The sequence below is a fragment of the Sphingobium sp. genome (assembly GCF_035511395.1).
Lineage (GTDB): Bacteria > Pseudomonadota > Alphaproteobacteria > Sphingomonadales > Sphingomonadaceae > Sphingobium.
Genome location: NZ_DATKFP010000202.1, coordinates 13,641 through 30,514, shown reverse-complemented (window position 1 = coordinate 30,514; position 16,874 = coordinate 13,641). Strand labels below are relative to the sequence as shown.

The 16,874-nt window shown below is 62.0% G+C and carries 18 protein-coding genes and 1 pseudogene; 8 read left to right on the top strand and 11 right to left on the bottom strand.

Annotation, left to right across the window (positions count from 1 at the left end; all coding sequences use genetic code 11):
- The 3 genes from VMR39_RS14095 to VMR39_RS14085 all read left to right on the top strand — a co-directional run.
- Window positions 1-738: acyl-CoA dehydrogenase family protein (locus tag VMR39_RS14095; protein ID WP_325416622.1), on the top strand; the 738-nt coding region annotated here is incomplete at its 5' end.
- Between the two features lie 23 nt (window positions 739-761).
- Window positions 762-1,898 carry an acyl-CoA dehydrogenase family protein gene (locus VMR39_RS14090; RefSeq protein WP_325416621.1) on the top strand — a complete coding sequence of 379 codons (1,137 nt, stop codon included), beginning with the start codon at window positions 762-764 and terminating at the stop codon, window positions 1,896-1,898.
- A gap of 121 nt (window positions 1,899-2,019) precedes the next feature.
- On the top strand, window positions 2,020-2,769 hold the full coding sequence (locus VMR39_RS14085; RefSeq protein WP_325416620.1) for an SDR family NAD(P)-dependent oxidoreductase: 750 nt from the start codon (window positions 2,020-2,022) through the stop codon (window positions 2,767-2,769).
- Between the two features lie 400 nt (window positions 2,770-3,169).
- On the opposite strand, the gene VMR39_RS14080 is transcribed toward VMR39_RS14085, so the two are convergent.
- From VMR39_RS14080 to VMR39_RS14030, 11 genes are all read right to left on the bottom strand, one after another.
- The gene (locus tag VMR39_RS14080) at window positions 3,170-3,973 is read right to left on the bottom strand and encodes a crotonase/enoyl-CoA hydratase family protein (RefSeq protein ID WP_325416619.1); all 804 of its coding nucleotides are present in this window, start codon (window positions 3,971-3,973) and stop codon (window positions 3,170-3,172) included.
- 138 nt (window positions 3,974-4,111) lie between these two features.
- On the bottom strand, window positions 4,112-4,942 hold the full coding sequence (locus VMR39_RS14075; protein ID WP_325416618.1) for an alpha/beta hydrolase: 831 nt from the start codon (window positions 4,940-4,942) through the stop codon (window positions 4,112-4,114).
- Between the two features lie 17 nt (window positions 4,943-4,959).
- Window positions 4,960-5,694: an enoyl-CoA hydratase/isomerase family protein gene (locus VMR39_RS14070; protein WP_325416617.1), complete on the bottom strand. Its 735-nt coding sequence runs from the start codon at window positions 5,692-5,694 to the stop codon at window positions 4,960-4,962.
- The gene (locus VMR39_RS14065) at window positions 5,691-6,182 is read right to left on the bottom strand and encodes a tyrosine-protein phosphatase (protein WP_325416616.1); all 492 of its coding nucleotides are present in this window, start codon (window positions 6,180-6,182) and stop codon (window positions 5,691-5,693) included. Before VMR39_RS14065 ends, VMR39_RS14070 begins: the two co-directional genes overlap by 4 nt.
- Window positions 6,179-7,114: a nitronate monooxygenase gene (locus tag VMR39_RS14060; RefSeq protein WP_325416615.1), complete on the bottom strand. Its 936-nt coding sequence runs from the start codon at window positions 7,112-7,114 to the stop codon at window positions 6,179-6,181. The genes VMR39_RS14065 and VMR39_RS14060 overlap by 4 nt, the downstream gene beginning before the upstream one ends.
- A 48-nt stretch (window positions 7,115-7,162) precedes the next feature.
- Window positions 7,163-7,963: an enoyl-CoA hydratase/isomerase family protein gene (locus tag VMR39_RS14055; RefSeq protein WP_325416614.1), complete on the bottom strand. Its 801-nt coding sequence runs from the start codon at window positions 7,961-7,963 to the stop codon at window positions 7,163-7,165.
- A gap of 13 nt (window positions 7,964-7,976) precedes the next feature.
- Entirely contained in the window at window positions 7,977-8,957 is a 981-nt protein-coding gene (locus VMR39_RS14050) for an NADPH:quinone oxidoreductase family protein (RefSeq protein WP_325416613.1), read from the bottom strand.
- 86 nt (window positions 8,958-9,043) lie between these two features.
- Window positions 9,044-11,254, bottom strand: coding sequence for a CoA transferase (locus VMR39_RS14045; RefSeq protein WP_325416612.1), 2,211 nt, complete (start codon window positions 11,252-11,254; stop codon window positions 9,044-9,046).
- 10 nt (window positions 11,255-11,264) lie between these two features.
- Complete coding sequence (locus VMR39_RS14040) at window positions 11,265-11,705, bottom strand: Zn-ribbon domain-containing OB-fold protein (protein ID WP_325416611.1); 441 nt, start codon at window positions 11,703-11,705, stop codon at window positions 11,265-11,267.
- A gap of 2 nt (window positions 11,706-11,707) precedes the next feature.
- The gene (locus VMR39_RS14035) at window positions 11,708-12,925 is read right to left on the bottom strand and encodes a thiolase C-terminal domain-containing protein (protein WP_325416610.1); all 1,218 of its coding nucleotides are present in this window, start codon (window positions 12,923-12,925) and stop codon (window positions 11,708-11,710) included.
- A gap of 34 nt (window positions 12,926-12,959) precedes the next feature.
- On the bottom strand, window positions 12,960-13,685 hold the full coding sequence (locus VMR39_RS14030) for a FadR/GntR family transcriptional regulator (RefSeq protein ID WP_325416609.1): 726 nt from the start codon (window positions 13,683-13,685) through the stop codon (window positions 12,960-12,962).
- 126 nt (window positions 13,686-13,811) lie between these two features.
- On the opposite strand from VMR39_RS14030, the gene VMR39_RS14025 reads away from it, so the two are divergent.
- The 5 genes and pseudogenes from VMR39_RS14025 (at window position 13,812) to VMR39_RS14010 (ending at window position 16,721) form a co-directional block, all read left to right on the top strand.
- Window positions 13,812-14,933, top strand: coding sequence for an amidohydrolase family protein (locus tag VMR39_RS14025; RefSeq protein ID WP_325416608.1), 1,122 nt, complete (start codon window positions 13,812-13,814; stop codon window positions 14,931-14,933).
- 162 nt (window positions 14,934-15,095) lie between these two features.
- Window positions 15,096-15,932, top strand: coding sequence for an SDR family oxidoreductase (locus VMR39_RS14020; RefSeq protein WP_325416607.1), 837 nt, complete (start codon window positions 15,096-15,098; stop codon window positions 15,930-15,932).
- Window positions 15,933-15,938: 6 nt separating this feature from the next.
- Complete coding sequence (locus tag VMR39_RS30500) at window positions 15,939-16,160, top strand: CoA transferase (RefSeq protein WP_414712516.1); 222 nt, start codon at window positions 15,939-15,941, stop codon at window positions 16,158-16,160.
- Window positions 16,109-16,261: pseudogene (locus VMR39_RS30495) on the top strand (CoA transferase); the annotation flags it as partial. The gene VMR39_RS30500 and the pseudogene VMR39_RS30495, both read left to right, overlap by 52 nt.
- A gap of 7 nt (window positions 16,262-16,268) precedes the next feature.
- Window positions 16,269-16,721, top strand: a complete 453-nt coding sequence (locus VMR39_RS14010; protein ID WP_325416605.1) for a CoA transferase — start codon at window positions 16,269-16,271, stop codon at window positions 16,719-16,721.
- Window positions 16,722-16,874: the final 153 nt, after the last annotated feature.

Genomic DNA, 16,874 nt, shown 5'->3' with positions numbered 1-16,874 from the left:
AACGGCCAGAAGATCTGGACCAGCGGCGCGCATGAGGCTGATTGGGGTTTCTTCCTGGTGAAGACCGATACCAGTTGCAAACCGCAGCTCGGCATGAGCTTCCTGCTGGCCGACATGAAGACACCGGGCATTTCGGTTCGTACCATCCCCCAGATCAACAATGACGAACATCATCTGTGCGAGGTGTTCCTGGAAAATGTCGAGGTTCCGGCGAGCAACCTGATCGGTGAAGCGGGCAAGGGCTGGACCTATGCCAAGATGTTGCTGGAGGGCGAGCGCACGGGCAGTTCCTACATCTTCTGGAACAAGCGCGAAATGCGCCGTCTCCTTGCCATGGCCGAGACTGAGATGCTGAACGGCAATCCGGTCGGAGCTGATCCGGCGTTCCGCGCGCGGCTCGCAACCATCCAGGCGGAATTGACCGCGCTGGAATGGTCGGTGCTGCGCGTGCTGGCCGATGAGGAATTCACCTATGGCACAGCGGCGGCATCGTCCGTGCTCAAGGTGCGCGGATCGGAACTTCAGCATGCGATCACCGAGGCACAGGTCGACCTGATCGGAGAGAAAGCGCTGCGTGTCTATTCTGTCCACGACCAGCTGCGCGATGCCGGGACAATGTGGCCGAGTCATGTGGTCGGACGCACCAATATGGCGCTACTGACCCGCGCCGCCACTATCTTCGGCGGCGCCAAGCAGATTCAGAAGAATATCATCGCCAAGGCGGCCTTTGACCTCTGACGAACAGGACGGATCAGACTTCCATGGATTTCAACTATTCCGAGATGCAGCAGATGCTGCTCGACAGCGCAGCCAAACTCATCGCCGACAATTACGGTCTGGAGAATATTCGCCGCCAACGCACGATCGCAGGCGGCCTCAATCAAAGGAATTGGACACAATTTGCCGAACTGGGCTGGCTCGCCCTGCCTATCGCGGAAGAAGCTGGTGGACTGGGTGGCGGTTTGGAGGACGTCGTCGTCCTCTCGACGATGCTAGGGCGCGGCTTGGCTGTGGAGCCCTATGTCAGTTCGGTGGTGATCGGTGGTCATATGCTCGCTGCCCTGCCCGATGGCGAGGTGCGCAGCGCGCTGCTGGGGGGGATCGCCGTTGGTGACACGCGAATCGCTCTCGCTCACGGGGAACCGGGCGAACGCTATGGCGACGCTGGCGTGCGAGAAACGAAGGCGATAAATTCGGGCAATGGCTACAGCTTGTCCGGCAAGAAAATGCTGGTGTTCGATGCGCCGTCCGCGACGCACCTCATCGTCTCCGCGACCTTGGAAGACGATAGCCTCGGCTTGTTCCTCGTTCCGAAAGATGCGGCAGGTATCGATGAGGAGAGCTATGCGCTGATCGATGGCGCGGCCGCGTCCGATCTGTTCCTGGAACAGGTGAAGGTCGACGCAGATGCGCTGATCGCCCGGGCGGCGGCCGCCGGGTCACTGCTGGCGGAAGCGCAGGATCGCGCCACGATCGCACTGATGGCGCAGGCCGTCGGCGCAATGGAAGCCTGCAATGACGTGTGCGCCGCCTATATCAAGGAACGCAAACAGTTTGGCCAGCCGATCGGCAAGTTCCAGGCGCTGCAACATATCATGGCTGACATGTTCGTCGCCACGCATCAGGCGCGCTCGATCCTCTATTATGCGCTCGCCCACGCTGAGGGCCCTGCGGAGTCGCGAGCCGCTGCCATCTCCACCGCGAAGCTCCTGGTGGGGACTTCTGCGCAAACCGTATCCCGCTCGGGCATACAGTTGCATGGCGGCTATGGCGTGACCGACGAATATATCGTCAGCCATTATTTCCGCCGGCTGATGTCGCTGGAAAAGCATTTTGGCGACATCGATCATCATATGCGGCGGCTGGCCACGCACATGTTCGATCGAGCGGCAGCCTGAAAGGGGGAAATATAGAATATTTTCAGGTTACCGTTCACAGTAAACGGCGCGGAAAATGCAATATGAAAAGACAAGAGCGTTTTCAATCACCGTGAAAACGCTCTAGGAGCGGAGCCAAGCGATGAGACTGGACGGAAAGGTCGCGATCATAACCGGCGCAGCGGCGGGAATAGGCGAAGCCTGCTGCGATGTCTTTGCGGCGGCAGGTGCCGCGATCGTCGTGGCGGATTATGACGAGGCGGGGGCCCATATGGTCGCGCGGCGATTGGCAGACAAGGGCGCGAGTGCCGTGTCCATTGCAGTGGATGTCTCCGACGAGCAGGCCTGCGCGGATATGGTGGCGCTGGCCGTCAAGCGCTTCGGCGGTCTCGACTGCGCGGTTAACAACGCGGGGATCGCGCACACGCCGACGCCGATCCAGGAGATCGACGTCGCCTTGTGGCAGCGCGTGTGGGAAGTGGACGCGCTAGGCGTTGCACTCTGCTTGAAGCATGAGATCCCCGCCCTGTTGAAGCGCGGCGGCGGTTCCATCGTAAACATCGCATCCGGGGCGGGAACCCATGGCGCGCGTCATATGGGCGCCTATGTCGCCGCAAAACATGCCGCCGTGGGCATCACGAGGACGGCGGCGATCGAGCTTGCTCCGCATCGAATTCGTGTCAATGCGGTCTGCCCCGGCTTGATCGCAACCGCCAGGAACAACCAGAACCTGCCCACCGGAATGAAATGGTCCGATTTGGTCAGCAATCCGACAGGCCGGCTTGGCGAACCGCATGAGGTCGCGAATATGGCCTTGTGGTTGGCAAGCGATCGATCGACCTTCGTCAATGGTGAAGCGATAGCGATCGATGGCGGAAAATATCTGAGCTAAACCAAGAATTTCCGGCCAACCGTCAGGCGACTACGGCCGACGCCTTCGGTGCCTGCATGCGATCCCAGCCGCACGGGCGCTGCGCACAGCTTTGTCGGATCGCCGCCATTGGTGGCCTCGATCTCCGGGATCCTGTCGTTCGAAACCGCCCTTCAGCCGGTGCAGCCCTCATTGCCCAATGCGCTACCGCGCGCGTGGATGATGTCGGGATTACACCTCGTACGATCGAGATTGACGAAATCGCGCGCGGCATCCCCACGCAAGATATGCGCGATTTCGAGGACGCACACTCTTCCTCACTTAACATAAGGCCTCCTCCCCCTTTTTATTGTATCCGACTATAAGCGGTGGGCCCTTGTCAGGCGACATGTGAGCGACGTCCCCCGCATGCCGACCGCCCTCAATCGCCGGTGAAGATAGGGCTACGCTTTTTCAGGAAGGCATCGATCGCTTCGTGATGGTCCGGCGTTTCGTGGACGAGGGCCTGCAACGCCGCCGACATTTCAAGAACCTCGTTCAGACGCATCGCCTGCGAATCGATCAGCAATCGCTTGGCAACACGCAAGGAGCGGGGCGGATTGGCGGCGACCCGTGTCGCAAGCGCCAGCGCCTCCTCCATCAACCCCTCTGCAGGCACGACGCGCGATACCAAGCCGAACTCCAGGGCTTGCTGCGCACTCAACGTGTCGCCGGTGAACAGCATCTCTGCCGCGCGGGCATAACCGACAGCACGCGGCAACGCCCAGGCACCCCCGTCACCGGGAATGAGCCCCATTTTGATGAACCCGGCAGCAAACTTCGCGCCCTCTGCGGCAATGCGCATGTCGCAAAAACAGGCGAGATCGTTGCCCAAACCGATTGCGAAGCCGTTGACCGCAGCGATCAGAGGCACCTCGCAATCATAGAAAGCGCGGGAGATGCGCTGGACTCCTCGTCGATAGTTGTTGCGGGTACCCAGCGCGGATGCCAGCGGGCCGATGCCGGTCCTGTCTTTCATGCTCTGAAGATTGCCGCCCGCGGAAAAAGCTCGACCGGCGCCCGTGAGAATGGCTACGCTGACGCTTTCATCAGCGTTCAGGCTCTCCAGCGCATCAACCAGGTCGGTACAATCCTCATGCTCTGCAATGGCATTCATCGTGTCCGGATGGTTGAGGGTCAGGATTGCGATGCGGCCCTGCCGCTCTACCTTTATATAGTCGCCCAAGGATCTTCCCCATATTTGATCGTCGGCCCGGTTATCGATGGTGCCCCATGCGCCGGAACGTCCCGTGCCACATCGTTCCGCTTATAGCCTGACCGCACCACAATCATTGGATGTCGCGCTTGCACCTATTGGTGGCGCTCAGTCCTGTCGCTCCAGAAAGTTGAAGACGGCATCGTTGAATGCATCGTTGCGGTCGCCGGCCACCATATGGTCGGCGCCGGCAACATTCACATATTCGGCATGGGGGGCGAGCGCGAGAAATTCATCCACGCTCTGCTGACTGACCACCTTGCTGATGCCACCTCGCACCAGCAAGGTGGGGACGCTGAGATTGCCCGCTGCCCGTTCCAGCAGAAACTGCGCCCTGCCGGTGGGCGGTCCGTTTCCGGATTTGGTCATGGCGGGATCCCAATGCCAACGATAGCGGCCATCCTCACCGAGCCGCAGATTTTTCATCAGCCCGTCAATGTTGGACGGGCGCTCGCGATGCGGCAGATAGGCACTGACCGCATCGGCGGCCTCATCCACCGAGGCGAAACCGTTTGGCGCGCTCGTCATGAAGCCGCGAATCTCATCAGCGCCTTCGATCTCGATGCGCGGCGCGACGTCGACAAGTACGAGCGCGCTGGCCAATTCCTGACTCTCGCCAGCAACGACAAGGCCGGTCAATCCACCTAGTGATGCGCCGACAATCGCGGCGCGACCACCGATCTGAGCAATGACCTTGCGGGCGTCCGCAACATAATCGTCCAGGTCATAGCAGCCGTTCGCGGCCCAATCGCTTTCGCCATGTCCGCGCAGGTCGATCGAGACGGAGCGGAAGCCACGCTGGGCCGCCAGTGCAGCCGCGCGTCCCCAGCTATGCCGGGTCTGGCCGCCGCCATGCATGAACAAGATCGGCGGCGCGTCAGCATCGCCCGCGACATCCGCCGCCAGCATCAAGCCCTCACCTTCGAAGCGCATCTTCATCGCCTGCTTCTCCTTCATCAGTGACCGCTTGCAAAGGCGACGACGGCAGCCTTGGCCTCCGCGCTCGCAGCTACGCGAGCGGCACCCTGCGCCTCAAGGGCCAGGCCCTGCGGAAGGGGAAGGCCGATCCCGCCGAGTATAGCGCGCCGAATCTCGCGCGGGGCAACGCCGCCGCTGCGCGTACAGTGGTCGGCAAGCGCGACGGCGACTTCCTGCGCATCCGGCGCCACCATGTTCACCAGGCCAATCTGTTCCGCGCGCGCGGCGTCGATCATCTCGCCCGTCAATGCCATCTGCAACGCGCGACCGACCCCGATGAGACGCGGCAGCAATTGGGTTCCGCCATAAGCGGGCATCAGCGCATGCGTCACTTCCGGCAGTCCGAGCCGGGCGTCGGGCACCGCGACGCGCAACGTGCAGGCCATGCCGATCTCCAGCCCTCCGCCCAGCGCCAGGCCGTTAAAGGCTGCGACGCTGACCTTCGGATATGCGTCCAGCCGCAGGATAAGTCGATGCATGCGCGCGATCCGACGATCGGGATCACAGCCACCCTCCTTGAGATCGGAACCAACGCAAAAGGCGCGCCCGGTGCCCGTGATCACGACGGCGCGGACGGCGCCGTCGGCCTCGAAACGGTCAAGCGCCCGCTCGATCTCTTCCACCATCGACTCGTTCATGGCGTTCAAAACCTTCGGGCGATCAAGACGGATCACGCCGATCGCACCGTCGATGCCGATATGCGTCATTGTCATAGATAGAACCTTTCACGGATGCGAAAGCACCTGGCTTCGTCCACGCCCAGCACATCGTTCAGATAGGCGTCGATCGATCCCGACCGCGCCGTGATCGACCACCAGCAACTGGCGATATAGTCTGATATCACGCGGAGCAGAGCGCGCGTCGCATCATAGCTGAAGTCGCGGCTGCGCAAGGTCATCCTGTGTGCCTGGATCTGGTACCTACCGACCTCTCCCGCCTCCTTGATCAGGTCGAAGAAGAACCTGTCGATCCAGGCGCTCGGTTCCCTCCGCTGCTCGCTCGGATGGCGCAGGCCAGTGACGGTTGCGATGCCGAGCGCGCCGATCCGGTCAAGGTCGGTGGCCGTAGCCTGCGCATGATGGGCGGAGCGGAACAGCCGCCCCCAACAAACGCGCGCGCCGCCCGCTGCTCGCCAGCCTCCAAAATCACGGAAATTGTCGAGGGCGTCCAGCCTCAGCATCCGGGTCCAAAGGGCCGTCACAGCGACTTCGCGTCCGCCAATGCCGCGCGATAATCGTCGGCCAGACGCTGCACCAGCACGGCGGCCGGCAGCACGGAGTCGATCCCCGCGACCCCCTGCCCTGCCGACCAGATTTCCTTCCATGCCCTGAGCGGTGTGCCGTCCGGCGCCGTATCGATCTTCGCATGCCGTAGTCCAAGTTGCCTGGGATCAAGCCCGTGGCGGCGCAGCGAGGCATTGAGGAAGGAGGCCGGCGTGCCGCTCATGGCGGCAGTGGCGGTCACGTCCGACGCTCCCGCCTCGACGATCATCGTGCGATGATCCTGCGCGACGCTGGCCTCGGGAGTGGCAAGGAAACGGCTGCCCATATAGGCCATGTCGGCGCCAGCCACGATCGCGGCGGCGACGTCGCGCCCAGTCGAAAGCGCGCCCGCAAGCAGCAGCGCGCCGTCATAGCGCTTGCGCGCATCGGCCAGGAAGGCGAACGGGTTGAGATAGCCGGTATGCCCCCCCGCTCCGCTGGTCAGCAGGATGATACCGTCCACGCCCGCTTCCGCCGCGATTTCGACATGGCGCGCGTTTGCGGCGTCGTGAAAAACGAGCCCACCATAATCATGCACGGCCTTCACCACGTCCCGGTCCGCGCCAAAGGAGGTGACGACGAGGGGGACACGATGGCTGACCGTGACGGCAATGTCATCGGCCAGGCGGGTGTTGATCTTCGCAACGATCAGGTTGACGCCGAAGGCCGCATCCTCCGGTCCGAGCGCGGCTTCGATACGATCCAGCCATTGCGCATATTCCTCCGTCGAACGCGGATTGAGGGCGGGAAAGGTTCCGATCGCGCCCGCCCGACTGGTCTCGATCACCAGCTCCGGGTTCGACGCGATCAACATCGGTGCAGCGATCACGGGAACCTTCAAATTGGGCAGCAAGGCTGCAGGGATCGGCATGGACGAAGGACTCCTTCTCATGAAATGCGGCTTGCTAAAATTGCCGCTTCAAGCGGAAAATCGCGGTGGGCGCTTCTGCCGGAAGGCGCTCATCGCCTCCTTCACGTCGCCAGTGGTCCCGCACAGCATTTGGGTTCGGTTCTCCAATATACTCGCGGTGCGAAAATCCGGCGCGCTTATCGCCGCATAGATCACGTCCTTGCTCATGCGCACGGCGAAGCCGGAATTGGCCGCGATTGACCGCGCAATGTCCATCGCCGTGTCCATCAAAGACTCAGGTCCGGTCCGGCGGGAAAGGAGACCGATACGGTCTGCCTCTTCCGCATCGAAGACCCGCCCCGTCACCAGCAGTTCGAAACAGCGTGACAGGCCGACCAGGCGCGGGAACAACCAACTGATGCCACATTCACCCGCCGACAGGCCGATCCGGGCATTGGCCACGGAAAAGCTGACGGCGTCCGACGCGACGCGGATATCGGCGGCAAGCACGATCGCGAAACCCGCACCCATGGCAGCACCGTTGACGGCGGCGATTATCGGCTGGCGGGCGCGCAACATCTTTTCCGGAATAGCCGTCAATCTTTCCATGGCATCCAGCTTCGCCGCCACAGCGCCGGGCCCGTCATCCTGCATGAAATCATGATCGGCCTTGAGGTCGAAGCCTGAGCAGAAGCCCCGCCCGGCGCCCGTCAGCACAACGGCGCGGACCGACCGATCATCGGCCAGTTTGTCGAGGATGGCATGGAAATCCTCGACCCAATCCCATGTGATCGCATTCATTCGGTCAGGACGGTTGAGGGTGATGAGGCCTACGCCCGGTTCGGGAACGGAAAATTCAACGGCTGCCACTTTGCATCCCCCCTCAATGCGGACCGACACGGATCACCACCTTGCCCAGCGATGTTCCGCTTGATGCGGCGGTCATGGCGGCGCGAAAATCGGAGAAATCGAACAGGCGGCCCACTGGCGGTTGTAATCCTTCGTCGCACCAGCTTCGGATCTGCCGGTCGTTGGCGGCGGCTGCTTCCGCCTCCTTGAGATAAAATTGTCGGATGTCCGCGCCTAGTAGCGCCGCTCCCTTGAGCAGCGGCAGGTTTGCAGGCAGACGCGGGATCGGTCCAGCGACGAAGCCGATGACGACATGGCGCCCGCCCCAAGCCAGGCTTCGGAATGCCTGTTCGAACAGGCCGCCGCCCACGGGATCGAACACCACTCCCACGCCCTTGCCGTCCGTCAATTCCTTGAGCTGGGCGCGCCATTTCTCGACGCCATAGTCCAATATCTGATGAGCGCCCTGATCCAGGGCGAAACGGCGCTTCGCCTCGCTCGACGCACCGGCGATCACCCGCGCGCCGAGCCGACGCCCGATCTGCACCGCCGCCGTGCCGACGCCGCCCGCCGCGCCCAGCACCAGCAGCGTCTCCCCTTCCTGTATCTTCGCCCTGTCCTTGAGCGCATGAAGCGCCGTCGCATAGTTGGACCGATAGCTCGCCGCCTGTTCGAAGCTCATGCTCGCGGGCATTGGGGACACTTCACGCTCGGCGGCAAGCACATGGTCCGCAAGACAGCCGCCGAAGCGGGAAACGACCACCTTGTCACGAACCACCGGGCCACGAACGTTCGGGCCGGAAGCGACCACGATCCCGCTAGCTTCCGTTCCCGGCACGAAGGGCAGCGGCGGCGTCACCTGATATCCGCCCGCCGCCGCGAGCACGTCGGCATAGCCCAGGCTCACGGCCTCCACGCGGATCAGCAACTGCCCCTCCTCCGGTTCAGGTAAAGGCCGTTCGACAATCGCATAATCGTCCGGAGGGCCTAGCCGATCGGAACTGACCATGCGCATGATCCCTTCCTTAATCATCGCCTACCCTCCATGTCGTATCGAAACTGAGCGTGGTCGCCCATCGCAAGGGTGGTGCGTTAGCTTGATCAGCCGACCACCTTCTTCTCCCGAAAATTGGCGATTTCGGCGTCTGTGAATTCCAACTGGCGCAGGATTTCGTCGGTATGCTGTCCAACATCCGGACAAGGACGGTTAATGCTGATCGGCGTGTCGCCCATGTCCCAAAAGATTCCGGTCTGTTCGACCAGACCGTAGGTCGGTTGCTCCAGCGCGGTTGCCAGGCCAAGCTCCCGGGTCAGGGGATCGTCGAAGAAACGGTGCATCGCATTGTCATAATTGACGATGTCACCGGCTATTCCGGCCGCCTCCAGAGCAGCGAGCAGGTCTGCCGCCGTCCGTGTCTTCGCAACGCCGATGAAGCCTGCCTCATCGCAGCCCAGGATAGAGCGCAACGCCTCTTGTCCCGCAGGCTTGTGCGCTGCCACGGCGACCCATTTGCCGTCCGCGCACTCGTAGATGCGATGATAGGGCGAGAAGCCGGTCTGATCGCTCGTCACATGATAGGTATCGCTCAGCGTCCCGTCCGGCAGAAGCACCTGCTCCCCCTGAACCAACGCCACTATTCCCAGCATCGATGTATGCAGTGTCCGCCCCGGCAGCCCCGCGCGTTTGAGATAGAGCAGCGCCGACGCCGCCACGAAACAGCTATGCGCCGTCAACATGTCCATGGGACCCGCGCGCATGGTGATCGGCGGATTGCCCTCACCCGCATTCTCGAACTCGATGCCCGCAAGCGCGGAGAAGATAGTGTCGAAACCCGGCCAGTTGCCGCGGTTGCCGCGCTGGCCATAGGCGCTGACATAGGCGAAGCCCAGATCGGGGTTGAGCCGGTGGAGATTCTCCTCGCCAAGGCCTAGCTTGTCGGCGCCCCTGAAACGCATATTATGGTGGACGACCTCCGCCCAGCGGACAAGCCGTTCCAAAATCGGCTTCGCCTCCGATTTGGTCAGGTCGAGCGCCAGAGAACGCTTGGAGCGCGCCGCCGCCTGGAAAAACTGGTGCATGTGACGCAGCCGGTCGCCCGACAGCGCCTCGATCTTGATGACGTCGGCGCCCAGATCGCCCATGAGCGACGGCCCAAGCGGTCCCGCCAGGAACATGCCGAAATCGACGACTCGCGCCCCGCTCAATGGATGAGGCAGCGGCTCGCCGTCGGCATTGCCGCTGATCGGCGCGGCCGGCGCCCAGTCGCGGTCGCCGCCCTCTCCCAGCCTCGGCGCTGGTCGTCCTTGCGGCAGGGGATCATTCGCATGATAGGGGCTGTTGGGTTCGGTCACGCGACCGAGATGCGGGTCTTGGACATCGACCAGATAGCCGTTCGCCCGCGCATCGTCGTGCCGCAGCATCTCGCCCAGCGGATAGGCCGGTTCGCAGGCGACATCATGCTCGCGCAACTGAGCAAGCCAGGTATCGACTGTCTCGCGCGCGAAGGCTCGTTCCAGTCCATCGGGCGTCGCAATGTCGATCCCGTCGGCCAGCGCGTCCCACATAGACGGCAGCAGACCGTAGTCGAAGCGCTGTGTCGGATCCATGATCTGCAACCATTCGCCACCCTCGCAAAGGTGCAACTGGAAGCGCGGCGTGCGTGGCGTGCCATCGTAGAGGCGTGTGGCCGTCATCGGGCCCCTGGAATTGCGCACCCAGAGCATCGTCATTCCAGCGAGCATGCCCTGCAGGATGGACGTATGTGCCGCCCCCCCCTTCCCTGTTTGCAAGCGCATGGTGAGCCTGGTGAGGATACCGCCAGCAGCAAGATGTGCCGCCGACCAGTGCCCCGTCGGATAGCGGTGGACCACCGGCCCGCCGCGATAGCCGTCATTTTCGTAAAGCTCGCCCAGCCGAGCCGCCACAAGTAGTTCGTCGTCAGACCGTTCCGCATCGGGATGCTTGCGAGGCGACCCGGTGATGCCGCAGACGACCAGGCGGGGGAAGCGCTCGGCCAGCGCCAAATCGTCCAAACCGAGCGCCTTTGCCCGTGCCGGGGTGAACTGGTGCAGCAGCACGTCGGCGCCTGCAAGACGCTCGTCGAGCGCCCGCAGGCCATCCTGTGCGTCAAGGTCCAGCGTCAGGCTGCGCTTGCCGCGATTCCAGTTGGCGAAGCTGGCGCTTCCCCGACCGACGTCGCCGCCGACGGGTTCCACCTTGAGCACGTCGGCGCCCAACTCCCCCAGCAGAAGTCCGCACACTTGTACGGCCATTCCAGCCCCGATTTCGACAATACGCAGATTGTTTAGCATGTTACGCCCCTCACGCCTTCCGGAAGTTGGGGAGAACCCAGCCATCGTTGATAGGCGTCCATTCGATGGTCACCTTCATGCCGATCTCGACATCCTCGGCATTGCAGCCAGTGACATTGGAAATGAGGCGGGCGCCCGGCGCGCCGTCGAGATCGACGACGACAGGGACATAGACATAGGGCTCGCCGTTCGCCGGGTTGCGGTTGCATATGGCGAAGCTGAACACCGTACCCGTGCCCGGCAGGGTCGGCCAGTTGCGCTCGAAGCTGGAGCATTCCGGGCAGACGGGCGTGGGCGGCATGCGGAAATGGCCGCAATTCCCGCATTGGCAGGCCGTCAGCCGATGTTCCTTGGCCGCCTGCCAGAAGGGTTCGGTGTCGACGCTGGCGGCGATGTGCAGTTGCTCGCCCGGCAGCAATTTGGCCGGACCATATTTGATGGCTTCGCGCATGTTCAGGCGCTCCTCAGGATCAGGCTGGAGGTCGGGAGGGAGGCTGGGCCGCCGGTCGCGAGCGCGAATTCACAGTCGCTGACCTGGCTAAGCGCAGTGCCCCGCACTTGTTCCACCGCTTCGACCACATGAGTCATGCCGATGATATAGGCTTCGTTGAGGTTGCCGCCATGGGTGTTGACCGGAACGCCGCCATCCACGCCCTTGCCCGTAGCCTGATCATAGCGGAGCTTGCCGGAGAGCACATAATCATTACTCTCACCCCGCTCGCAGAAGCCATATTCCTCCAGTTGCATCAGCACCATGGGCGTGAAGTGGTCATATAATAGCGCGACATCCATGTCCTTTGCCGACAGGCCCGATTGGGCCCAGACGCGGCTTGCCGGGAAACTGTGACCCGCATGCGCGAAATAGGGATCGGGCATGCCGTACCAGGTGAAGGCGCGTCCCCATTCCCGCTGTCCGCCATGGGCGACGGCATGGACATAGGCGGGTTTCTGACGGCAATCCTTGGCGCGGTCCGCGGTCGTCGTGATGATTGCGACGGCCCCGTCGGTTTCCAGACAGAAGTCGAGGCGGCGCAACGGGTCGGCCAGCATCGGCGAACCGTCATATTCTTCCTTCGTCAGCGGCTTTTTGCGGATTGCCTTGGGACGGTTCCAAGTGTTTGCGCGCGTCGCCATCGCGACCTCGCCAAAAGCGTCCTGCGTCGTGCCGTAAAGATGCATGTGCCGCCGTGCGAGTACGCTCATCAAATGGCCGGGACCGACCAGACCGCTGGGCTGGAGAAAACTGTTTTCCGGATCCGTGTTCATCTTGCCGAACACAGTGCCCAGGCGGGCGTTGGGCAATTGCTGCAATCCCATGACGGTGACGCAATATTTGCAGTCCTCGTTCATCAGTGCCGCTGTTGCAAGGCCGACCACGCCGACGCAACCGCCACCGCCCGAAGTCAGAGCGGCAGAGAAGGAGACATGGGGCATGCCCAGCATTTCCATGAAAGTGCTGCTTTCGAACTTGCCGGTATAGCCTTGCGCAGCACCGGAATAATAAGCAAAGCCGTCAACGTCCTTGATCGAGATGCCCGCATCGTCACAGGCTTTCAATATGGCTTCGCACGCCATCTCATAAACAGTACGAGGGTAACTTTGACCGCGGACATAATAGTCCGTGGCCCCGACGCCGACGATCGCCGTCTTGTCCTGATGTGCCCAGGGCATCCACCTCTCTCCTTGCTAGGATTACATGTTTAATTCAGTTCATCTCGATCTGGTTGGTCGCCGCGAACTGCGCGGGGTCGGCCTCGTCGATCCATCCCCGGATCGTCTTGAGACGACGACTCATCATGAAGCGCGCCAACTCTCCATCGCAGCGCAGGATCGCAGTGCCGATTGCCGTGAATAAATCCCGCGCGGCAGCCTGCTGTATCGGCGTGCCGTAAAGATAGATGCCCTGCTCCTCCATCCCGAAGGAATAACTCATGGCGATCAGCACCTCGACGACGGGATTACCGCTCATCCCCGCGATGAGGCGGAGAAAGTCGATGTCGAAGTCCATGAAGGCACGAGCACCCTGCAGATGTGGAACCTGCGCCATCATCTCCGCGAGACGCGCGCGCTTGCTATCATCTTCACAGCGGGCGGCAAGTTGCGCCGCTTCCTCCGAAACAGAGTTGATGACCGTCAATTCACGTACCGTAACACCCGATAGGCGCAGGTAGCGATTAAGCGCGCGGATCGAATCGCTGACGTCGGGTCGGGTCGCGTAGAAGCCGCCGCGCGTGCCACGGCGTACACTGATCATGCGCTCGCTTTCCGCGATCTTCGCCGCCTGCCGCAACGTTGGACGGCTGACGCCGAGGCGCTCAAGCAGCTCGTCCTCCGCCCCCAGATAGGCGCCATCCTCATAGCCGAGACTAAGGGCCGCAAGCTTACGCGCCACCCGCGCTACCAGCGTTCTGCCACCTTCCTTGTCGGTCATACAGCCCCTAATAGATATCCCTTTGGGGCTTACCCTTGCACCCTCCGGCTTTCTTCTTGCGTGATTTACGCATAACAGATATTTATTTAGCCACAAGATCGAATCTTGCGCCAGAGGAGAGAACCCTTGAAATCTTTCATCTTCAGTGCCGACAGCCATGTGCTGGAACCCGGCAATCTTTTTCTCGACGGCCTACCCGCCTCGTTAAAGCGGCATGCGATCCACGCTCGCCGCGACGGGGACATGATGATCACGGGCACAGAGGACAAGATCATCCACCGCCTGCGCCTCGGACCCCAGCGCGAACATCCCATGGGCCCCAATGTGGATCGGCAGGGACTGCGCGACCTCCAAGGCCGGATGTCCGACATGGAACTGGAGGGGATCGACGCAGAAGTCTGCTTCCCGACCCTGGGCCTGTGGCTCTATTGCCTCGATAGCCCGGAAGCCGAAGCCGCTTCGGCCCGTCTCTACAATGACTGGAACAACCAGTTTCTTTCGGCGCATCCGGAACGGTTCGTGCGTTGCGGCATGTTGCCGGTGCTGGAATTTGCCAACACGCTGGCGGAACTCGACTATCTGGCGGAAAAAGGATATCGCGCGGCCATGCTCCCGGCCGTATCGCCGACCAATCTACCCAAATATAATGACGAGAAATGGGATCCCGTCTTTGCCAGGGCCGCAGCGAAGAATATCGTCATCGTGATGCATACGGGCACAGGACAGGAAACGGTCATTCGTGAGCGCGGGCCGGGCGCAGCCATCATGAACTATACGCTCCAATCGATGGAAGCTCAGAATTCGGTCATGTTTCTGGTCGCCGGCGGCGTTCTGGACCGTAATCCGGGTGCCAAGGTCGCATTCATCGAAAGCGGTGCAAGCTGGCTGGTGGCGCTCGCCGAGCGTCTCGACGAAGTGGAGGAAGGTCATAGCAAAATGGTATTTCCGAAGCTGTCGCGCCGTCCTAGCCAGATCATCGACGATCAGGTCTGGGCCAGCTTCCAGCATGATCGCTCTTGCATTCTCGCAGCTGACGCGGGCCTGCCCGGTGCGAAGAACGTCATGTGGGCTTCCGACTATCCGCATGCCGAAGGAACCTTCCCGATCAGCCGGCAGATCGTCGAAGGCCTGTTCGACGGCTTCTCGATCAGCGAAAAGACGCGTGACGACATATTGGGCCTAAACGCCGCACGGCTGTTCGGCATCGAGCCCAAGGTACACACGTCCAAGCAACTCGCTTCCGCCTGAACGGAAAGGCAGGGCCCGCCTGCAGGATGATATCCGCAGACTGGCCCGTTCGCCTGCGTGTCGGATTGTAGTCAAAGGGCAGCAAAAGCTGAACAGCCCTTCGGCCGAGTGGAAATCAGATTCCTCAAATCCGGAAGAGCTTGAAAATCCGAAGAGGATGCGATGACCGGCACCAATAACCCGTTTGCGGATGCGCATGCCCTGCTGCTGGGCGGGGCAAAGGGCATTGGTCAGGCGCTCGCCCATGTGTTCGCGCGGCGCGGTGCGCAAGTCTCCGTCGCCGACATCGACCTTCCCGCCGCACAGGAAACCGCTGTATCGATCAGCGAAGCGGGGGGCAAGGCGCAGGCTTTGTCCGTGAACGTGCTGTCCCGACGATCCATTGCCGATGCCGTCGCGCAAGCGCAGGCGACGTTCGGGCCGGTCGACATTCTGTTGAACAATGTCGGCGCCATATTGAATGGTCATCCCGAGGATGTGCCCGAACAGGAATGGGAGCGTATCGGCGAACTCAATTATGGCGCCGCGGTGCGCGGGACGCGCGAAGTGCTACCGGCGATGCTGGAGCGGGGCGGCGGCTATATTATCAACACCGCCTCCTTCGCCGGCATGTATCCCTATGCGTCCACCCGTATCCCCTATGGTGCGGCGAAAGCGGCGGTGATCAACCTGTCCCAGAATCTCGCGCTCTACTGCGAGCCGAAAGGTATCAGAATATGTTGCCTGCTGCCCGGTCCGGTCAAGACTGGCATCGCCGCGTCGATGACGAACTGGACCCCGGACGCACCGCTGCTCGGGCCGGGTGCGGCCCTGATGATGCTCACGGCAGAGGAGGCGGCGAACAGGTTCGCAGACGGCATCGCCGAAGGGCGCATCATGATCGCCTCCGACGATGCGTTGTGGGACATTGTGCGCCGCTGGGCGGATGATCCGGACGCATTTCTTCACAACAGGATCGGGGCTGTCGCGCGCGGCGATCTGGGCGTGCCCGGCTATTGAAAATCCATGCAAAGGCGGCACGAGGAGGTGATGATGGCAAGCATAAAGCGGAAGGCTGTTCTGGACGGCATTCGGGTCATCGACTTCTCGCAGACGCGGACCGGAGCGCAGGCGAGCCAGTTGCTTGCCGATTTCGGCTCGGATATCATTCATATCGAAACGCCAACGGCAGTCCGCTGCCTCGGGAAGCGGCCTTCTGGGCCCGCAGCAAGCACAGCATCGAACTGAACCTCAAGGGCCCGGCCGATCATGCCGTAGCCTTCGATCTGACCAATAGGGCGCACGTTGTGATCGGAACCTATCAACCCGGTTTCGCTGAGCAGCTGGGCCTCGGCCATGAGGCGCTTTTCGCAGTCAGTCCCCGACTGGTCCACGCCTCAATCACCGGGCGACTGGAACCGCTTGACCGCCTTGCTGAAGGAAAGTTTGTCGCTCGCGTCCGATCCGCGCTTCGCCAAGCCCGACGATCGAGCAGCGCATGATGCTGCGCTCGCGGGCATGGTCAGCACCCTGTCCGCGACCCGCCCGGCGGCCGACTGGGAAAGCGCGTTACTGCCGCAGGGCGTTGCCTGCGTCGTGGTTTGGGACGGACCGGTGGAAACCAATTTCATCGACGAGGACGGCTTTGCGCGGATAAGCGGCTTCACGACCAATGGCGTCTATCCCTTTCTGGAGGAGATGCCGCGCCTTCGCGCCGCTGGTCAGCTTCTCGCGCTCCGCAACCGTGGCGGGCAATGCCGGGCTGCTGGGCCGGGATACCGGCAAGGTGTTGAGCGCCTTCGGTTATGATGGACAAACGATCGCCGACCTTCGGGACGCCAATATTATATTGTTGGACTGAGAAATACGAAGACCGATTGAACATCTATGCGATGCCCTCACCGATGCCAGCGTACAACACTTGCGCTGTTAGAGCGCTTCGCCTTTCTGGACGCCAACCCG